We start from the raw sequence: 16,873 nt of genomic DNA, 5'->3' as shown, positions 1-16,873 counted from the left end.
CCGATGATTTTCAGCGCGTGCGGCGGAGTCCCCGCGGCATCGCGCCCGCCTCCACCAGCGCCTTGCTGAGCCGTCCGCCGCTGCCGATCAGCTCGGTCGTCCTGGCTTCGCCGAGCGCGGACCAGGGGGCCATCGACATCGCGTCGGTCGCGGCCTCGATCTCCTCGCGCAGCGCGTGACCGGCCTCGGTGATCTCGCGGTCGGCGCCGACCAGGCCGCGCTCGCGCAGCTCCTGGAAGGCGCGGTCCCACTGCTCGTCGGACCAGGCTCGGAGCTTCTTGGCCGCGTTCCCGTCGAAGCCGCCCGGCACGGTGCTGTGCAGCGCGAGGGCCTGGATGCCGCTCAGGCCGCCGTGCTGCAGCGCGGCGATGTGCGCGTCGCCGCGGAACTCGCGCAGCAGGGTGATCGCGTGCCAGAGCTTGAGGTGCGGCTCGTCGGGCCAGGGGAGGTCGGCGTGCGCGGCGTACAGCGGTTTGCCGTCCGGAGTGCAGGCCTGCGCGGCCTCGCGGGCCAGTTCGGCGGTTTCGGCGACGGCACCGGAGGCGACGGTGGCGTCGCCGAGCAGCCGGCGCAGCGCCGCGTCGGCCGCCTTGAGCCGGGCGGCGAGGACGGCTTCCGGTGCGGCGATCGACCAGGCCCGGGGGATCACGGGGGCGACGGATTCGGGGTTGAAGTTGTAGAACGTCGCCGCGACCACGCCGGCACCGACGGGGCCCATCGCGGCGGACCTACCGGCGTAGTAGGACATCAGGCCGCGTTCGAGGCCGAGCCCGGCGAAGCCGTCGGCGGCCTCGGGGGCGAAGTAGATCATGGCGTGGATGAGTTCGAGGGACTGCTTCGCTCGCCGCGCGATCTCCGTCATGCGCGCATCGTAGAACGTCGTTCCAGTATTTGTCTCCAGCCGGACGCCACCGGTTCCGGCTTGGACGCGGGCGGCGTTTTCGCGCGAAACCGGCGCCCGGCAGGCGTGGAGAACGCCGTTTTCGCGCGAAAACGGCGGGATGACGAGCGGGTCAGGTCAGGCGGGTGGTGCGGATGGCCAGGACGCCGCACACCGCGCCCCACGCCAGCAGGACCGCCACCGGCTGCAAGCCCGGCAGGGCGCCGTTGACCAGGGCCGCGTCGAGTGCCTCCGCGAGGGCGCCGGAGGGCAGGAACCCGGCGACCGCGCCGACCGGGCCCGGCAGGTCGCTCGTGGGCAGCGCCAGGCCGCCTGCGAGCAGCAGCACGAACCAGATCGCGTTGGCCAGCGCCAGCACGATCTCGGCCCGCAGCGCGCCGCCGACCAGCACCCCGGCCGCGCCGAAGGCCAGCGTGCCCAGCACCAGCAGCGGGATCGCGGGCAGCAGCCCGGAAAGCGCCGGTGACCAGCCCAGCAGCACCGCGGCGACGCCCAGCACGACCGCCTGCAGCGCGACGACCAGCAGGGTCGCCAGGACGCGCCCGGACACCAGCGTCCACCGCGGCAGCGCCGTCGCGGACAGCCGCTTGAGCACGCCGTAGCGGCGGTCGAAACCGAGCGCGATGGCCTGGCCGGTGAACGCCGTGGACATCACCGCCAGCGCCAGGATCCGCGGCATCACCGAGTTCACCCGCGGCTCCGGCAGCGTGCCGATGTGCAGCGTGCTCAGCCCGATCAGCAGCGCCAGCGGGATGATCAGCGTCAGCAGGGCCTGCTCGCCGTGCCGGATGATCAGCAGCGCCTCGATCCTGGTCTGCGCGGCCAGCATCCGGCCCGCGCGGCCCCGGCCGGGCTTCGGCGCGAACGTGCCCGCCGGGAACTGGGCACCGAGCTGGGCCTGCGCGTTGGTCTCGGCGTTCACGATCGCAGCTCCCGTCCGGTCAGTTCCAGGAACACGTCCTCCAGGCTGCGGCGGCTGACCCGGAGTTCCTGCGCGAGCACGCCGTGCTGCGCGCACCACGCGGTCACCGTCGACACCACCTGCGGGTCGACGGTGCCGCGCACCACGTAGTCGCCGGGGCGCAGCTCGGTGGCCTCGCAGTCCTCCGGCAGCGCCGCCAGCAGCAGCTTCAGGTCGAGCCCGGTCTGCGAGCGGAAGCGCAGTTCCTGCCTGCCGTCCGCGGGCTCGGTGAGCTCCTCGGCGGTGCCCTCGGCGACCGCGCGGCCGTGGTCCACGATCAGCACCCGGTCGGCCAGCGCCTCCGCCTCGTCCATCAGGTGGGTCGTCAGCAGCACGCTGACGCCGTCCCTGCGCAGCGCGCCGACCAGGTCCCAGACCAGCCGCCGCGCCTGCGGGTCGAGGCCGGCGGTGGGTTCGTCGAGGAACACCAGCTCGGGCCGGCCGACCAGGGCGCACGCCAGCGACAGGCGCTGCTGCTGGCCGCCGGAGAGCCGCTTGTAGGGCGTGCGGCGGGCGCCCTCCAGGCCGAGCACGTCCAGCAGCCACGCCGGGTCCAGCGGATCGGCGGCGCAGGCCGCGACCAGGTGCAGCATCTCGTCGGCGCGCACGCCCGGGTAGGCACCGCCGCCCTGCGGCATCACGCCGATCCGCGGCCGCAGCGCCTCGGACTGGGTATGCGGGTCGAGCCCGAGCACACGCACTTCGCCTTCGTCCGGGCGCTGGAAGCCCTCGCAGATCTCGACGGTGGTGGTCTTGCCCGCGCCGTTGGGGCCGAGCAGCGCCAGGACGCTGCCGCGCGGCATGCACAGATCGAGTCCGGCAACGGCGACGGTGTCGCCGAAGCGCTTCTTCAGCCCCCGCAACCGGACGGCCGGGCTGTCGGCATTGCTCACGACATCCAAGCCTATTGCGTGACCGGCCGAACACCGCCGCGGGTCGGCAGCAGGCCCGGTACCTTGCCGCGCACCAGCCAGAGGGTGATCGCGAAGGCGATCGCCGCGGCGATCACGGCGAACGGGATCTGGTAGGCGCGCAGCACGAATCCCGCGCCGGTCGGCGGCACCAGCAGCGAGACCACGGCGCAGATCGCGGCCGCGGTGATCCGGAACCGGTGGCTGTTGGTGGCCAGCGCCAGCGGCACCACCGACCACAGCAGGTACCAGGGCCACAGCACCGGCACCGCCAGCGCGAGGGTGAGGAACGTGATGCCCATCGCCGCCAGCGGTTCGATGCGGCCGCGGAAGGACAGCCACAGCATCCGCAGGCACACCGCGGCGACGATCAGGTAGCCGATGATCTTGGTGATGACCAGCATCGCGTCGGTCTGGTTGCCCAGCCCGAGCAGCGTGCTCAGGCCGCCGCCGGTCATCCCGAACGCGGTCAGCGGCGCCATGAACGTCTTGACCCGGTTGGGCACGTCGAAGGTGTCGATCCAGCCCAGGCCCCAGCCGCTGGCCACCGTGATCACCGTCATGGTGGCCAGGAACACCGCGGTCAGCAGCGCCGCGACCCGCACCAGGTCGCGGAACCGCCCGCCGCGCCGCAGCACCAGGCAGATGCCGAAGAAGCCGAGCGCGATCCACCCCGGCGGCTTGATCGCCCCGGCGACGGTCAGCAGCACGCCGGCGGCGATGGTGCCCGGCACGGTCTGGTAGCGCAGGCCCAGCTCGATGGCGGCGAGCATGATGCCGACCATCAGTGCCTCGTTGTGCATGCCGCTGACCACGTGGAACAGCACGATCGGGTTGGCCGCGCCGAGCCACAGCGCGGCGGCCGGGTGCACTCCGCAGCGGCGGGCCAGCCGCGGGATCGCCCAGATCGCCAGCGCCAGCCCGCACAGCATCACCGCGCGCCACACCAGCACCCCGAACACCACGTTGTCGCCGACGATCCGGGAGATCACCTGGCCGAACATCAGGAACAGCGGCCCGTACGGCGACGGGGTGTCGCGCCAGATGTTGGGCACGTTGGCGGTGAACGGGTGGTCGACGCCGAGCGCGGCGGCGGAGCCCAGCACGTACGGGTTGAAGCCGCGCGCGGCCACCTCGCTCTGCGCCAGGTAGCTGTACATGTCGGTGCTGAACAGCGGCGGGGCCAGGGCCAGCGGCAGCGCCCACATCGCCAGCGTGCGGGCCAGCTGGGTGGCCGACAGCATCCGGGCGCGGCCCGGCCAGCAGAGCTTGCCCAGCCACAGCCAGGCCATGACGATCATCAGCATGCCCAGCCAGCAGGAGGCCATCGCCACGGTCGGGATGCGGACGGGCAGGCCGATCAGGCGGGCCCCGGACAGCGGGTTGTCCACCGGGGCGGCGCCGGCGCCGATCGCGCCGACCGCGAGCACCAGCGACCCGGTGGTGCCGAACCGGCGCACGACGTCGAGCTGACGCCGCTCGGTGCGGTCCAGGGGCTGTTGCGCCGCGGGATCCGCCGCCGCTGTGTCTTTGGATTCGACTGCCGCCACGACGACGAAGCGTAACCGCGTGAGTCAGCTCACGCGGCGACCCCGCGCTCTGGTGCCTCGCGAGGAAATAGGTAACATTCGTGTTGTGAAAAACGTCGGGACGCCTCCGCCTGCCCCAGTCGTGGGCAACGCGGCCGCTGCTGAGGGCCAGTCGCCCCAGCATGGTGCGGCCGCGCACGGCGACGGGCGCACCCGGCACACGGTCGCGCGGTTGCTGCTGGAACGGGGGCCGATCACCGCTGCCGCGGTGGCCGACGAACTCGGGCTCAGCCCCACCGCCGTGCGCCGGCACCTCGACGTGCTGGTCGCCGAGGGCGAGGCCTACACCCGGGAAGCCTCCTCGCGGGGCCGCCGGGGTCGCGGCCGGCCCGCGAAGCTGTTCCTGCTCACCGAGGTGGGCCGGGCGCGGTTCGGGCACGCCTACGACGACCTGGCGGTGGCCGCGCTGCGGTTCATCGCCGAACACGAGGGGGAGCAGGCGGTCCGCGAGTTCGCCGACCGGCGGATGGCCGCGCTGGTGGCCAACCACCGGGAGGTGCTGGCGGCCACCGCGAGCCCGGCCGAGCGCGCGGAGGTTCTTGCCGACGCGCTCACCAGGGAGGGCTACGCTGCCTCGACGCGAAGCGTCGCCAGCGGCGAGCAGCTCTGCCAGCACCACTGCCCGGTCGCGCACGTCGCCGCGGACTTCCCGCAGCTGTGCGAGGCCGAGACGGCGGCGTTCGCCGAAGTGCTCGGCACCCATGTGCAGCGGCTGGCCACCATCGCGAACGGTGATGCGGCCTGCACCACGCACGTACCAACCGCGCGGTTGGCGGATCCGGGTGGCGACACCCGGGGCTCCGCCCAGACACCTGCCGGCCCGCTCCCGAAGGGCCAGCAGATCACCGCCCCGATTCCTGATGGAGGGGAGTCCGTATGACTGCCGCTGCGGAGCAGCGCACACCCACCACGCCGTCCGAAGGCAATGGCCAGCTCAGCCAGGACGAGATCCTGGCCAGCGTGGGCAGCTACGAGTACGGCTGGGCCGACTCGGACGCCGCCGGTGCCGGCGCTCGCCGTGGTCTCAACGAGGACGTCGTCCGCGACATCTCGGCCAAGAAGGACGAGGCCGACTGGATGCTGGAGACGCGGCTCAAGGCGCTGCGGTTGTTCGACCGCAAGCCGATGCCGAATTGGGGCGCCGACCTCTCCGGGATCGACTTCGACAACATCAAGTACTTCGTCCGCTCCACCGAGCAGCAGGCTCAGACCTGGGAAGACCTGCCCGAGGACATCAAGAACACCTACGACAAGCTGGGCATCCCGGAGGCGGAGAAGCAGCGCCTCGTCGCGGGTGTGGCCGCCCAGTACGAGTCGGAGGTCGTCTACCACAAGATCCGCGAGGACCTTGAGGAGCAGGGCGTCATCTTCCTGGACACCGACACCGGCCTCAAGGAACACCCGGAGCTGTTCAAGGAGTACTTCGGCTCGGTCATCCCGGCCGGCGACAACAAGTTCTCCGCGCTGAACACCGCGGTGTGGTCGGGCGGTTCGTTCATCTACGTGCCGCCGGGCGTGCACGTCGACATTCCGCTGCAGGCCTACTTCCGGATCAACACCGAGAACATGGGCCAGTTCGAGCGGACCCTGATCATCGTCGACGAGGGCGCCTACGTGCACTACGTCGAGGGCTGCACGGCGCCGATCTACTCCAGCGACTCGCTGCACTCCGCGGTCGTGGAGATCATCGTCAAGAAGGGCGGCCGCTGCCGCTACACGACGATCCAGAACTGGTCGACCAACGTCTACAACCTGGTCACCAAGCGCGCCAAGGCCGAAGAGGGCGCCACCATGGAGTGGGTCGACGGCAACCTCGGCTCCAAGGTGACCATGAAGTACCCGTCGGTGTTCCTGATGGGCGAGCACGCCAAGGGCGAGGTGCTCTCGGTGGCGTTCGCCGGCGAGGGCCAGCACCAGGACGCGGGCGCGAAGATGGAGCACCTGGCGCCGCACACCTCCTCGACGATCGTGTCCAAGTCGATCGCCCGGGGCGGCGGCCGCACCTCCTACCGCGGCCTGGTCAAGGTCGCGAAGCGGGCGCACCACTCGTCGTCCAACGTCAAGTGCGACGCGCTGCTGGTGGACACCATCAGCCGCTCCGACACCTACCCGTACGTGGACGTCCGGGTCGACGACGTGTCGATGGGCCACGAGGCGACCGTGTCCAAGGTCAGCGACGACCAGCTGTTCTACCTGATGCAGCGGGGCCTGACCGAGGACGAGGCGATGGCGGTGATCGTGCGCGGCTTCGTCGAGCCGATCGCCCGCGAGCTGCCGATGGAATACGCGCTGGAACTGAACCGCCTGATCGAGCTGCAGATGGAAGGGGCCGTCGGCTGAGATGAGCACCACCAAGACGGACTCGCAGCCCTTGGCTGCCCAAAACGGCCTCACCGAGCACTCGCACGGTGGCGGCACGGGCATCCCCCAGTCGTCCCGCGGGGCGCGCTTCACGTCCTACGACGTCGAGGCCTTCGAGGTCCCCGGCGGCCGCGAGGAGGACTGGCGCTTCACGCCGATGAAGCGGCTCAAGGGCCTGCACAACGGCACCGCCGTCGCGACCGGCAACATCAAGGTCGAGGTCACCGGTGACGGCGCGACCGTGGAGACCGTGGGCCGCGACGACGCGCGGATCGGCAACGGCGGCATTCCGTCCGACCGCATCGCCGCGCAGGCCTGGAGCTCCTTCACCGAGGCCACGGTCGTGACGGTCCCGAAGGACACCAAGCCCGAGGGCCCGATCACCGTCACGGTGCACGGCCCGGGCGAGGGCCAGGTCGCCTTCGGGCACCTGCAGATCCGCGCCGAGCAGTTCGCCGAGGCCGTCGTGGTGGTCGACTACCGCGGCTCCGGCACGCTGGGCGACAACGTCGAGTTCGTCGCCGGCGACGGCGCGCAGCTGCGCGTGGTGTCGGTGCACGACTGGGCCGACGACGCCACGCAGGTCAGCTCCGAGCACGCCTACCTGGGCCGCGACGCGGTGTTCCGGCACCTCGCCGTCACCCTCGGCGGCGACCTGGTGCGGGTCAACACGACCATCACCTACGGCGACAAGGGCGGCGACGCCGAGCTGCTCGGCCTGTACTTCGCCGACGCGGGCCAGCACCTGGAGCACCGGATGCTGGTGGACCACGCGGTGCCGAACTGCCGCAGCAACGTGCTCTACAAGGGCGCGCTGCAGGGCGACGGCGCGCACTCGGTGTGGATCGGCGACGTGCTGATCCGGGCCGCGGCCGAGGGCACCGACACCTACGAGCTCAACCGCAACCTGGTGCTGACCGAGGGTGCGCGGGCCGACTCGGTGCCGAACCTGGAGATCGAGACCGGCGAGATCGAGGGCGCCGGGCACGCCAGCGCCACCGGCCGCTTCGACGACGAGCAGCTGTTCTACCTGCAGGCCCGGGGCATCCCGCAGGACCAGGCCCGGCGCCTGGTGGTGCGGGGCTTCTTCGGCGAGCTGCTGCAGAAGATCACCGTGCCCGAGGTCCGGGAGCGGCTGGAGGCCGCGATCGAGGAAGAACTCGCCGTCGTAGGCGCCTGACCCAAGAGCTTTCGCACTGACCAGGAGAACGAAGAAGAACATGGCCACCCTGGAGATCAAGGACCTGCACGGCTCGGTCCTCACCGAGGACGGCGCCAAGCCGATCCTCAACGGCGTCAACCTGACCGTCCGCTCGGGCGAGATCCACGCGATCATGGGCCCGAACGGCTCCGGCAAGTCGACGCTGGCCTACGCCATCGCCGGGCACCCGAAGTACCGGATCGACTCCGGCACCGTGCTGCTGGACGGCGAGGACGTGCTGGAGATGACCGTCGACGAGCGGGCCCGCGCCGGCCTGTTCCTCGCGATGCAGTACCCGGTCGAGGTGCCGGGTGTGTCGATGTCGAACTTCCTGCGCACCGCGGCGACCGCGGTTCGCGGCGAGGCGCCGCAGATCCGCAAGTGGGTCAAGGAAGTCAAGCAGGCCATGTCGGACCTGGACATCGACCCGTCGTTCGCCGAGCGCAGCGTCAACGAGGGCTTCTCCGGTGGTGAGAAGAAGCGCCACGAGATCCTGCAGCTGGACCTGCTGGACCCGAAGTTCGCGATCCTCGACGAGACCGACTCCGGCCTCGACGTCGACGCGCTGCGGGTGGTTTCCGAAGGCGTGAACAAGTACCACGGCAAGGGCGGCAAGGGTGTTCTGCTGATCACCCACTACACCCGGATCCTCAAGCACATCACCCCGGACTACGTGCACGTGTTCGCCGAGGGCAAGGTCGTCGAGTCCGGTGGTGCCGAGCTCGCCGACGAGCTGGAGGAGAACGGCTACGTGCGCTTCACCGGCAAGAAGGAGGCGGCAGCCCAGTCATGACCGTTGAGCCTCCTCGCACGAGCACGCCGCTGGACGTGGCGGCGATCCGCGCGGACTTCCCGATCCTGGGTCGCACGATCCGCGACGGGCAGCGCTTGGTGTACCTGGACTCCGGGGCGACCTCGCAACGGCCGCGCCAGGTGCTCGACGCGGAGCGTTCCTTCCTGGAGCACTCCAACGCGGCCGTGCACCGCGGCGCGCACCAGCTCGCCGAGGAGGCCACGGACGCGTATGAGGGCGCCCGGGAGCGGATCGCCCGCTTCGTCGGTGTCGACGCCGACGAGGTGGTGTTCACGAAGAACGCCACCGAGGGCGTCAACCTCGTCGCCTACGCCATGAGCAACGCCGCCACGTCCGGGGCGGAAGCCGAGCGCTTCCGCCTCGGGCCGGGCGACGAGGTCGTGGTGACCGAGATGGAGCACCACGCGAACCTGGTGCCGTGGCAGCAGCTGTGCGAGCGCACCGGCGCCACGCTGCGCTGGTTCGGGGTCACCGACGAGGGCCGCCTCGACCTGTCCGATGTGGACGGTGTGATCACCGAGCGCACCAAGCTGGTCGCCTTCACCCACCAGTCCAACGTGCTGGGCACGGTGAACCCGACCGAGCAGATCGTCTCGCGGGCGCACCAGGTCGGCGCGCTGGTCGTGCTGGACGCCTGCCAGTCGGTGCCGCACAAGCCGGTGGACTTCAAGGCGCTGGGCGTGGACTTCGCGGTGTTCTCCGGGCACAAGATGCTCGGCCCCTCCGGGGTCGGCGTGCTCTACGGGCGCCGCGAGCTGCTGGCCGCGATGCCGCCGTTCATCAGCGGCGGCTCGATGATCGAGCTGGTGCACATGGAGCGCTCCACGTTCGCCGCGCCGCCGCAGCGGTTCGAGGCGGGCGTGCCGATGACGTCGCAGGCCGTCGGGCTGGGCGCGGCCGTCGACTACCTCACGGCGATCGGCATGGACCGCATCGCCGAGCACGAGCACCAGCTCACCGAGGTCGCGTTGCGGGAGCTGTCGGCGATCGACGGCGTGCGCATCATCGGGCCTACCAACACCGAGCACCGCGGCGGTACCGTGTCGTTCGTGATCGACGGCGTGCACCCGCACGACGCCGGTCAGGTGCTGGACGACAAGGGTGTCGAGGTCCGCGTCGGACACCACTGCGCATGGCCGCTGCACCGCCGGATGGGAATTCCGGCGACCGTGCGGGCGTCGTTCTACCTGTACAACGAACTGGACGAGGTCAAGGCGTTGGTGGACGCGGTGCGCGAGGCGCAACGCTTCTTCGGGGTGGCTTGATCCGGGACTGCCGGAGAACTCTTCATGCAGCTTGAGCAGATGTACCAGGAGATCATCCTGGACCACTACCGGAAACCGCACCGGCACGGCCTGCGGGAACCGTTCGACGCCGAGTCGTTCCAGGTGAACCCCACCTGCGGCGACGAGGTCACGCTCCGGGTGCGGTTGACGGGCACGGACACCGACGCGGTCGTCGACGACGTGTCCTACTCGGGGCAGGGTTGTTCGATCAGCCAGGCGTCGGTGTCGGTGCTCACCGATCTGGTCGTCGGCAAGCCGCTGCGGGAGGCGCTCACCACCGAGGCCGCGTTCAGCGAACTGATGCACGGCCGCGGCAAGATCGAACCGGACGAGGACGTGCTGGAAGACGGCGTCGCGTTCGCGGGAGTGGCGAAGTACCCGATGCGCGTGAAGTGCGCGCTGCTGGGTTGGATGGCTTTCAAGGACGCGGTGTCGCGCGTGGTCGTGGAGGCGTCATGAGCGACAATCTCTTCCGCGCTCATGTGAGCCGACCGGGTGCGGGTGTCCCGCAGATCACCGTGGAGGCGTCATGAGCAGCCCTGTGTCAACCCGAGTCCTCCTCAACCGCACCTCAGGGGAACGTGACGCGAACCAGCCACGGGAAACTGCGAAACGCGAGATTGAGCCGGACGCAACCACAACTGTGAAACGCGGAGAGGCGGAACTGGCATGAGCGAGCAAGCCCCGGTGCAGGAGGAAACCGACGTGGCCCGCAGCGCCGAGGCGTTGCCCGAGCAGGCCGCGCCGGCCGCCGAGGTAGCCGCGCTGGAAGACGTCGAGGAGGCCCTGCGCGACGTCGTCGACCCCGAGCTGGGGATCAACGTCGTCGACCTCGGCCTGGTCTACGACATCCGGGTGGACCAGGACAACACGGCGACCGTCGACATGACGCTGACGTCGGCGGCCTGCCCGCTGACCGACGTCATCGAGGACCAGGCGCGCGCCGCGCTGACCACCGGTCCGGGCGGCGGACTGGTCGACGACTTCCGCATCAACTGGGTGTGGATGCCGCCGTGGGGCCCGGAGAAGATCACCGAGGAAGGCCGCGAACAGCTGCGAGCCCTCGGATTCACCGTCTGATCTTGGTCTTCTGAACTGATGAGGGGCCTGCCGAATCGGCAGGCCCCTCATCGTTGTGCTGGGGTTGTTCAGGGCGTGACGTCGAGGGTTCTGTTCGCGTACGCGGTTGCGGCGGGGCCGAACTGGAGGACCACGTGCCCGGAGGCCGAGTGGACGTCGCGCCAGAAGCGTTGCAGCGGGCTGTGCACGCTGTGGCCACTCGTGCCCGAGGCGCGGAACAGCCGATCCACCGCGCCGACGAGGAGATCCGCCACGAACGCGCAGTCGCGCTGGTTGCGGGCGGTTTCCGCGGGCGTGATCTCCGGGCCTAGATCTGCGACCGCGGCGACGCGCTCCAGCAGCAGCTGCGCGGCGTCGATCTCGCCGGAGGAGCGGGCCAGCGTCTCCTCGTAGAACGACCGGCCGGGGCCTGGGCCGGGTGCTTTCGCCGCTGCGCGGATCTTCTCCTCGGCGTACTCGGACCAGTGCCGCAACGCGCCGCGCGCAGCCCCGAGGATGGGCAGGGTGAAGAAGAGCCCGTTCACCGCCGTCAGCGGCACCGCGTGGCAGCGCGAATCCAGGCCGGGCGCGCGGCCTTCGTGCAGATTCCTGGCCGGCACGCTCAGCGCCTCCGGCACGAAGACGTCCTCGGCGATGAGGGTGTTGCTCCCGGTCGCCCGCATCCCGATGTCCGACCAGGTGGGCTCGATGCGGTACGTGGCGCGGGGGAGCGCGAACAGCCGCGGCTCCGGGCCGGTGTCGCCGGGCACCAGGCCGAGCACGAGCGCCCAGTCGGAGTGGTCGACGGCGCTGATGTAGGACCAGGTGCCGGACAGCCGCCACCCGTCGCCTTCCGGTTTTGCCTTGCCCCGCGGCGAAATCGCGCCGACCACCAGCGCGTCGGGCCCGTGCTGCCAGATCTCCTTGCGGCCTTCGGCCGGCAGGTAGGCGGCCATCCTGGCCAGGCTCGCGGCGATCGAGGCGCACCAGGCCGTGGCCGGGCACCGCTCGCCGATGGTGCGGACCGCGGCACCCAACTCCGCGAAAGTGCCGTTGTTCCCGCCGTGTTCGGCGGGCACGAAATGGCGAGCGAATCCGGCGTTCACGACCGATCGCAGCACTTGCGGGTCCAGCACGCGGTTCTGCTCCGCGCGGTCGGCGTGCCGGGCCGCGAGCACCGCGACTTCCTGCGCGGCGCGGGCCATCCCGGTGTTCGACGGGAATTGGTCGGGCATCGAGTCGCCTCCTTCGCTTGCCGCCGATATTGGGGCGACTCCATCGCGCTCGGCTGGAACTCCACTAGAGCCGATACCGTCGGATTCAACCTCCAGAACTACTGGACATACGAAAGTAGTAGAAAGATGCGCCGAACGGCCGTCCAAGGTTGCTGTCAGCTCCGCCAAAAAGGCTCTGACCTGGTCTTTTGCATCTTGTGTTGGTGTCCGCTAGAGCGCGCCTTGAGGATCGCTTTGTCGTCACCGGTGCACTCGCGGTTTCCCCCTGTAGTGTGAATTGCGATGATAGATTCCTGGAGTGACGGTCGTAACGAGCGAAGGGTCCAAGAGTATGCCGACCGAGGCCTTTTGGGGTAAACGATGGGCCGTTTGGGGTATGCCACGCCGCCGGATGACGGCTCACATTTGGACCGGGGGCCAAGCGGGCCGGTGCACATGATCCCGTGAAATCTGGGTAAAGAACTGTTCGAGTGCCGCGCCAAATCCGTTGGCGACATCTCGACTGGTTGAATGCGGGAAAGGGGGGCTTCGCGCTGCGCTTTTCCGGTGCTGATAACGCCCGGAAGTGACGCGCGCGGAGCGCGGTCGGACAGGTCCGATATCCGCCGATCAATGCGCTATCGGCGGGAATGTCAGCCATTGCTGGGACGATGTCCGGAAGTTAAGTACTTTGTTCAGCTCTAGTCGGATAGGCGACTGAGAATGCAGTCATTAGAAATCAACGTGCTGGGGCCGTTAACGGTACGACTGCGGAGTGCGTCGATCGTACCAACGGCGGGAAAACCGAGGCAAATCCTCGCACTGCTGGCATTGCGCTGCGGCCGGGTGGTGCCGGTTTCCACCCTGATGGAAGAGGTCTGGGGCGACGCCATTCCGCGCAGCGGGGCGACCACGCTGCAGACCTACGTCCTGCAGTTGCGGAGGCTGATCGCGGAATCCCTGCCGTCGGATTCGCCGTGGACGGCCAAGGATCTGCTCGCCACGAGCTACAACGGCTACCAGCTCACGGCGACGCCGTGTTCATTCGACCTCGTCGAATTCAACCGGCTCGCGGTCAGCGGTGACGCGGCGCTGGAGAAGTGCGACCCGGCGGCGGCCTCGAAATTCCTCGCGCAGGCGATGGATTTGTGGCGCGGCCAGGCGCTGATGGACGTGCCGATGGGCCGGATGCTCGCGATGGAGGTCATCGGCATCGAGGAGGCCCGCGCGCGGGTGCACCAGCAGCGCATCATCGCCGACCTCTACCTCGGCAAGCACGCGATGCTCATCCCCGAACTGCGCAAGCTGGTGGCGGAGAACCCCACCGACGAGAACATCTCCGCGCTGCTGATGATCGCCTTCCAGCGCTCGGGGTCGGCGCCGCGCGCGCTGCAGGTGTTCCGGGATCTGCGCCAGGCGCTGATCCGGGAGCTGGGCGTCGAACCGTCCGGCCGCCTGCAGAAGCTGCACCAGGCGCTGCTGTCCAACGCCGCCGACATCCCGCTGCGGTCGATCTTCGCGTCCGAGCAGCGCCTCGCCGAGACGGTCTGAGATACCTAGAGACACCTGGGAGTTTGCCTTGTCAGCTTCAGCGACAACGACGGCCCGGCCCGAGCTGGTGGAGGTGGCCGACGGCGTCCACGCCTACGTCCAGCCCGCCGGCGGCTGGTGCGTGAACAACGCCGGCGTCCTCATCTCCGGTGGTTCGGCCGCGCTGGTGGACACCGTGGCGACCGAGGCCCGCGCGCGCCGGCTGCGCGAACAGGTTCTCGCCGTCGCCGAGCGGCCCCCGTTCGCGGTCATCAACACGCATTCGCACGGCGACCACACCTTCGGCAACTTCGTCTTCCCGGAGGCGGTGGTGTTCGCGCACCGGGAGACCCGCCGCGAGATGCACCTGGCGGGCCTGCACCTCACCGAGCTGTGGCCGGACGTGGAGTGGGGCGGCATCGAGCTGGCCCTGCCGACCGCGACCTACCAGGACGGCCTGACGCTGCAGGTCGGCGAGCTCACCGCGGAGCTCGTGCACGTCGGCCTGGCGCACAGCACCAACGACACCGTGGTGTGGGTGCCGGAGCGGCGCGTGCTGTTCACCGGCGACATCGTGATGTCCGGCGTGACCCCGTTCTGCCCGCTGGGCTCGGTTTCCGGTTCGCTGCGGGCGATCGAGCGGCTGCGCGCCTTCGAGCCGGTCACCGTGGTGGCCGGGCACGGCCCGGTCGGCGGCCCGGAGGTGCTGGACGGCACCGAGAAGTACCTGCGGTGGGTCCAGGAACTCGCCAGGGACGGCGTGGCCGCCGGGGCGACGCCCGCCGAGGTCGCGCGCGATGCGGACCTGGGCGAGTTCGCCGGGTTCCTGGAGCCGGAGCGGCTGATCCCCAACCTGCACCGGGCGTTCGCCGAGGAGCGGCTGGCCGCCCACGGCGAGGCGCTGGACATGGCCGCGGCCATCAAGGAGATGGGCGTCGTCTTCCAGGAGATGGTCGACTACCACGGCGGACCGCTGGTCTGCCACGCCTGATCTCCCTTCCTGAGGGGTCTTGAGAATGCGGCGTCAGCCGCATGCGGTGGGGGGACTCAGCTCGCACCGCCGCGGGTTCTCAGGCGTCGTCTGGCGAGGACAGCCCCAGCGCCGCGTATTGGGCATACACAAGTCGGGGATCCCGGAGTTCAGACGGCGTCTGAGGTTCCGCTACCCGCACCGCCAAGCAAGCTTCATTCCGAAGTTATTTCTGACAACGAAGAAGTCTTTCCGGAGGAACCAGCTATGACCAGCACTACCACCGTCACCGAGCTCTACGCTGCCGTCCAGCTGCATTACGCGCGCCAGGTCCAGCTGCTCGACGGCTGCCGGTTCGCGGAGTACGCCGCGACGTTCACCGCCGACGGCGAGTTCCAGCACACGCCCGGGCAGCCCGCCGCCCACGGCCACGACGGGATCACGGCCGAACTGACGCGGTTCAACAAGCGGTTCGACAACGACCCGGTGCAGCGCAGGCACTGGTTCAACATGATCGACGTGCGGCCGCGGGAGGACGGGTTATTAGACACCACCTTCTACGCGCTGGTGCTCACCACGCGGCCGGGCGTCAAGGAGCCCGTGGTCGGCCCCAGCTGCCTGGTGCGCGACGTGCTCGCGTTCGAGGACGGTGAGCTGCGCAACCGCTCCCGCCAGGTGCACCACGACCAGATGAGCTGATCCACCGGCTCGCCGACGAAGCCCCGGAAACCGTTGTGGCGGAATGGTTTCCGGGGCTTCGTGCGGTCCGGGTGCGGACGGCTTCCGGGGTGCCCCGCCTTGCGGGCGTGGTCGGCTGCTGCTAATCTTTCGGTGCGCCCCGGATGGGCCTACGCATGGAGGTAGCGGCTTCTAAGCCACCTTTTGAGTTGCGGCACGATTCTGCGTGTCTCGCACCTGGTCTCGTCTTATTGCGGTAAATCGCCTGCGGTACGACGTTTCCCTCCAGCGTTCCTGGCCTGCGGGGCTCTTTTCGTGTCGTCTCCTGGTGGTGCTCCTCCTCCGATCAACCGATCCCATTGGAAGGACTGCATGACCGACGAACACACCGACGACTACGCCAACTTCGACGCAGGCGCGTTCAACCGGCAGGTCGTCGAGGAATTCAGGCAGAACAACGGCAAGCTCAGCGGCTGGATGGAGGGCTGGTCGCTGGTCGTGCTGACCACGATCGGCGCCAAGTCCGGCCGGCGCCGCGAGGGCCCGGTGGGCTACTTCGAGGTCGACGGGCAGCCGCTGGTCGTCGCGTCGGCGATGGGCGGCCCGAAGAACCCCGCCTGGTACCACAACATCGCGAAGAACCCGCGGGTGACGGTCGAGACCGGCACCGAGACCTACGAGGCGATCGCGACCATCACCACCGGCGCCGAGCGCGACGCGCTGTTCGCCGGGGTCGTCGCGCAGGACTCGGGCATGGGCGAGTACCAGGAGAAGACCACCCGCGTGCTGCCGGTCATCACGCTGCGCCGGACCGACGCCGAGCCGATCGCCGGGGCGGAACCGGAACCGGCGGCGGAGTCCACATCGGATTCCGGCACCGACCGGGTGCGGGGCTTGGGCGATTTCCTGGTGGAGGGCCACGACTGGCTCCGCAAGGAGCTCACCGAGCTCCGCGCCCAGGTGGACGAGATCATCGCCGGCGATGCGGACGGCGCCACGCTGGAGCGGGCGAAGCCCGGGCTGGCGGAGCAGATGCGCGCGCACTGCCTGGAGTTCTGCGCGGCCGTGAAGGAGCACCACACGGGCGAGGACATGGGTGCCTTCCCGATGCTGGCCCAGCAGTACCCCGAACTCGCCCCGGATCTGGAGAAGCTGGGCGAGGAGCACAAGGTGGTGGCGCGGCTGCAGGACGAGATCCGGCAGCTCGTGGAGGGCTACGTGCCGGGCAAGAGCGACCCGGTGCAGCTGCGGGAGCGGCTGGAAGTCCTGGCGTCCGACCTGGAGGAGCACTTCGTCTACGAGGAGCGGACGGTCGTCGACGCCCTCAACAAGATGGGGCCGGCGCCGAACATCCTGTGAGCGCACGAGATCGCGGGTGGTTCCGGATCCGGAACCACC

Annotated in this window: 16 protein-coding genes; 11 read left to right on the top strand and 5 right to left on the bottom strand. The window is 69.8% G+C overall.

The window, feature by feature from the left end; genetic code table 11:
* Positions 1–10: 10 nt before the first annotated feature.
* The 4 genes from BLW84_RS01420 to mptB all read right to left on the bottom strand — a co-directional run bounded on the left by BLW84_RS01420 (position 11) and on the right by mptB (position 4,323).
* A complete protein-coding gene (locus tag BLW84_RS01420; protein WP_093260363.1) occupies positions 11–862 on the bottom strand; it encodes an SCO6745 family protein in 852 nt (283 codons plus the stop codon).
* 151 nt (positions 863–1,013) lie between these two features.
* Positions 1,014–1,730: an ABC transporter permease gene (locus BLW84_RS01415; RefSeq protein WP_245760869.1), complete on the bottom strand. Its 717-nt coding sequence runs from the start codon at positions 1,728–1,730 to the stop codon at positions 1,014–1,016.
* An 89-nt stretch (positions 1,731–1,819) separates the two neighbouring features.
* Entirely contained in the window at positions 1,820–2,755 is a 936-nt protein-coding gene (locus tag BLW84_RS01410) for an ABC transporter ATP-binding protein (RefSeq protein ID WP_093260359.1), read from the bottom strand.
* 11 nt (positions 2,756–2,766) lie between these two features.
* Complete coding sequence (mptB, locus tag BLW84_RS01405) at positions 2,767–4,323, bottom strand: polyprenol phosphomannose-dependent alpha 1,6 mannosyltransferase MptB (protein ID WP_093260357.1); 1,557 nt, start codon at positions 4,321–4,323, stop codon at positions 2,767–2,769.
* An 85-nt stretch (positions 4,324–4,408) separates the two neighbouring features.
* Here mptB and BLW84_RS01400 point away from each other — a divergent pair, with 85 nt between their 5' ends.
* The 7 genes from BLW84_RS01400 (at position 4,409) to BLW84_RS01370 (ending at position 11,104) form a co-directional block, all read left to right on the top strand.
* Positions 4,409–5,242: a helix-turn-helix transcriptional regulator gene (locus BLW84_RS01400; protein WP_093260355.1), complete on the top strand. Its 834-nt coding sequence runs from the start codon at positions 4,409–4,411 to the stop codon at positions 5,240–5,242.
* On the top strand, positions 5,239–6,702 hold the full coding sequence (gene sufB / locus BLW84_RS01395) for a Fe-S cluster assembly protein SufB (protein ID WP_093260353.1): 1,464 nt from the start codon (positions 5,239–5,241) through the stop codon (positions 6,700–6,702). Before BLW84_RS01400 ends, sufB begins: the two co-directional genes overlap by 4 nt.
* Position 6,703: 1 nt before the next feature.
* Complete coding sequence (gene sufD, locus BLW84_RS01390) at positions 6,704–7,903, top strand: Fe-S cluster assembly protein SufD (protein ID WP_093260351.1); 1,200 nt, start codon at positions 6,704–6,706, stop codon at positions 7,901–7,903.
* A gap of 40 nt (positions 7,904–7,943) precedes the next feature.
* Positions 7,944–8,717, top strand: a complete 774-nt coding sequence (gene sufC / locus BLW84_RS01385) for a Fe-S cluster assembly ATPase SufC (RefSeq protein ID WP_093260349.1) — start codon at positions 7,944–7,946, stop codon at positions 8,715–8,717.
* Positions 8,714–10,003 (top strand): cysteine desulfurase, encoded by a 1,290-nt coding sequence (locus BLW84_RS01380; RefSeq protein ID WP_093260347.1) that lies wholly within the window; start codon positions 8,714–8,716, stop codon positions 10,001–10,003. Before sufC ends, BLW84_RS01380 begins: the two co-directional genes overlap by 4 nt.
* 24 nt (positions 10,004–10,027) lie before the next feature.
* Entirely contained in the window at positions 10,028–10,483 is a 456-nt protein-coding gene (gene sufU / locus BLW84_RS01375) for a Fe-S cluster assembly sulfur transfer protein SufU (RefSeq protein WP_093260345.1), read from the top strand.
* 210 nt (positions 10,484–10,693) lie between these two features.
* Positions 10,694–11,104, top strand: coding sequence for a metal-sulfur cluster assembly factor (locus BLW84_RS01370; RefSeq protein ID WP_093260343.1), 411 nt, complete (start codon positions 10,694–10,696; stop codon positions 11,102–11,104).
* Between the two features lie 68 nt (positions 11,105–11,172).
* On the opposite strand, the gene BLW84_RS01365 is transcribed toward BLW84_RS01370, so the two are convergent.
* A complete protein-coding gene (locus BLW84_RS01365) occupies positions 11,173–12,318 on the bottom strand; it encodes an acyl-CoA dehydrogenase family protein (protein ID WP_093260341.1) in 1,146 nt (381 codons plus the stop codon).
* A 702-nt stretch (positions 12,319–13,020) separates the two neighbouring features.
* Here BLW84_RS01365 and BLW84_RS01360 point away from each other — a divergent pair.
* The 4 genes from BLW84_RS01360 to BLW84_RS01345 all read left to right on the top strand — a co-directional run bounded on the left by BLW84_RS01360 (position 13,021) and on the right by BLW84_RS01345 (position 16,834).
* Positions 13,021–13,848, top strand: coding sequence for an AfsR/SARP family transcriptional regulator (locus BLW84_RS01360; RefSeq protein ID WP_093260339.1), 828 nt, complete (start codon positions 13,021–13,023; stop codon positions 13,846–13,848).
* A gap of 28 nt (positions 13,849–13,876) precedes the next feature.
* Positions 13,877–14,818, top strand: a complete 942-nt coding sequence (locus BLW84_RS01355; protein ID WP_177226205.1) for an MBL fold metallo-hydrolase — start codon at positions 13,877–13,879, stop codon at positions 14,816–14,818.
* 246 nt (positions 14,819–15,064) lie between these two features.
* Positions 15,065–15,496 (top strand): nuclear transport factor 2 family protein, encoded by a 432-nt coding sequence (locus BLW84_RS01350; protein ID WP_093260337.1) that lies wholly within the window; start codon positions 15,065–15,067, stop codon positions 15,494–15,496.
* 351 nt (positions 15,497–15,847) lie between these two features.
* Positions 15,848–16,834, top strand: a complete 987-nt coding sequence (locus BLW84_RS01345) for a nitroreductase/quinone reductase family protein (protein ID WP_093260335.1) — start codon at positions 15,848–15,850, stop codon at positions 16,832–16,834.
* Positions 16,835–16,873: the final 39 nt, after the last annotated feature.

Source organism: Saccharopolyspora shandongensis (assembly GCF_900106995.1).
Classification (GTDB): Bacteria; Actinomycetota; Actinomycetes; order Mycobacteriales; family Pseudonocardiaceae; genus Saccharopolyspora; species Saccharopolyspora shandongensis.
This window is presented reverse-complemented; position numbering and strand designations above follow the sequence as displayed.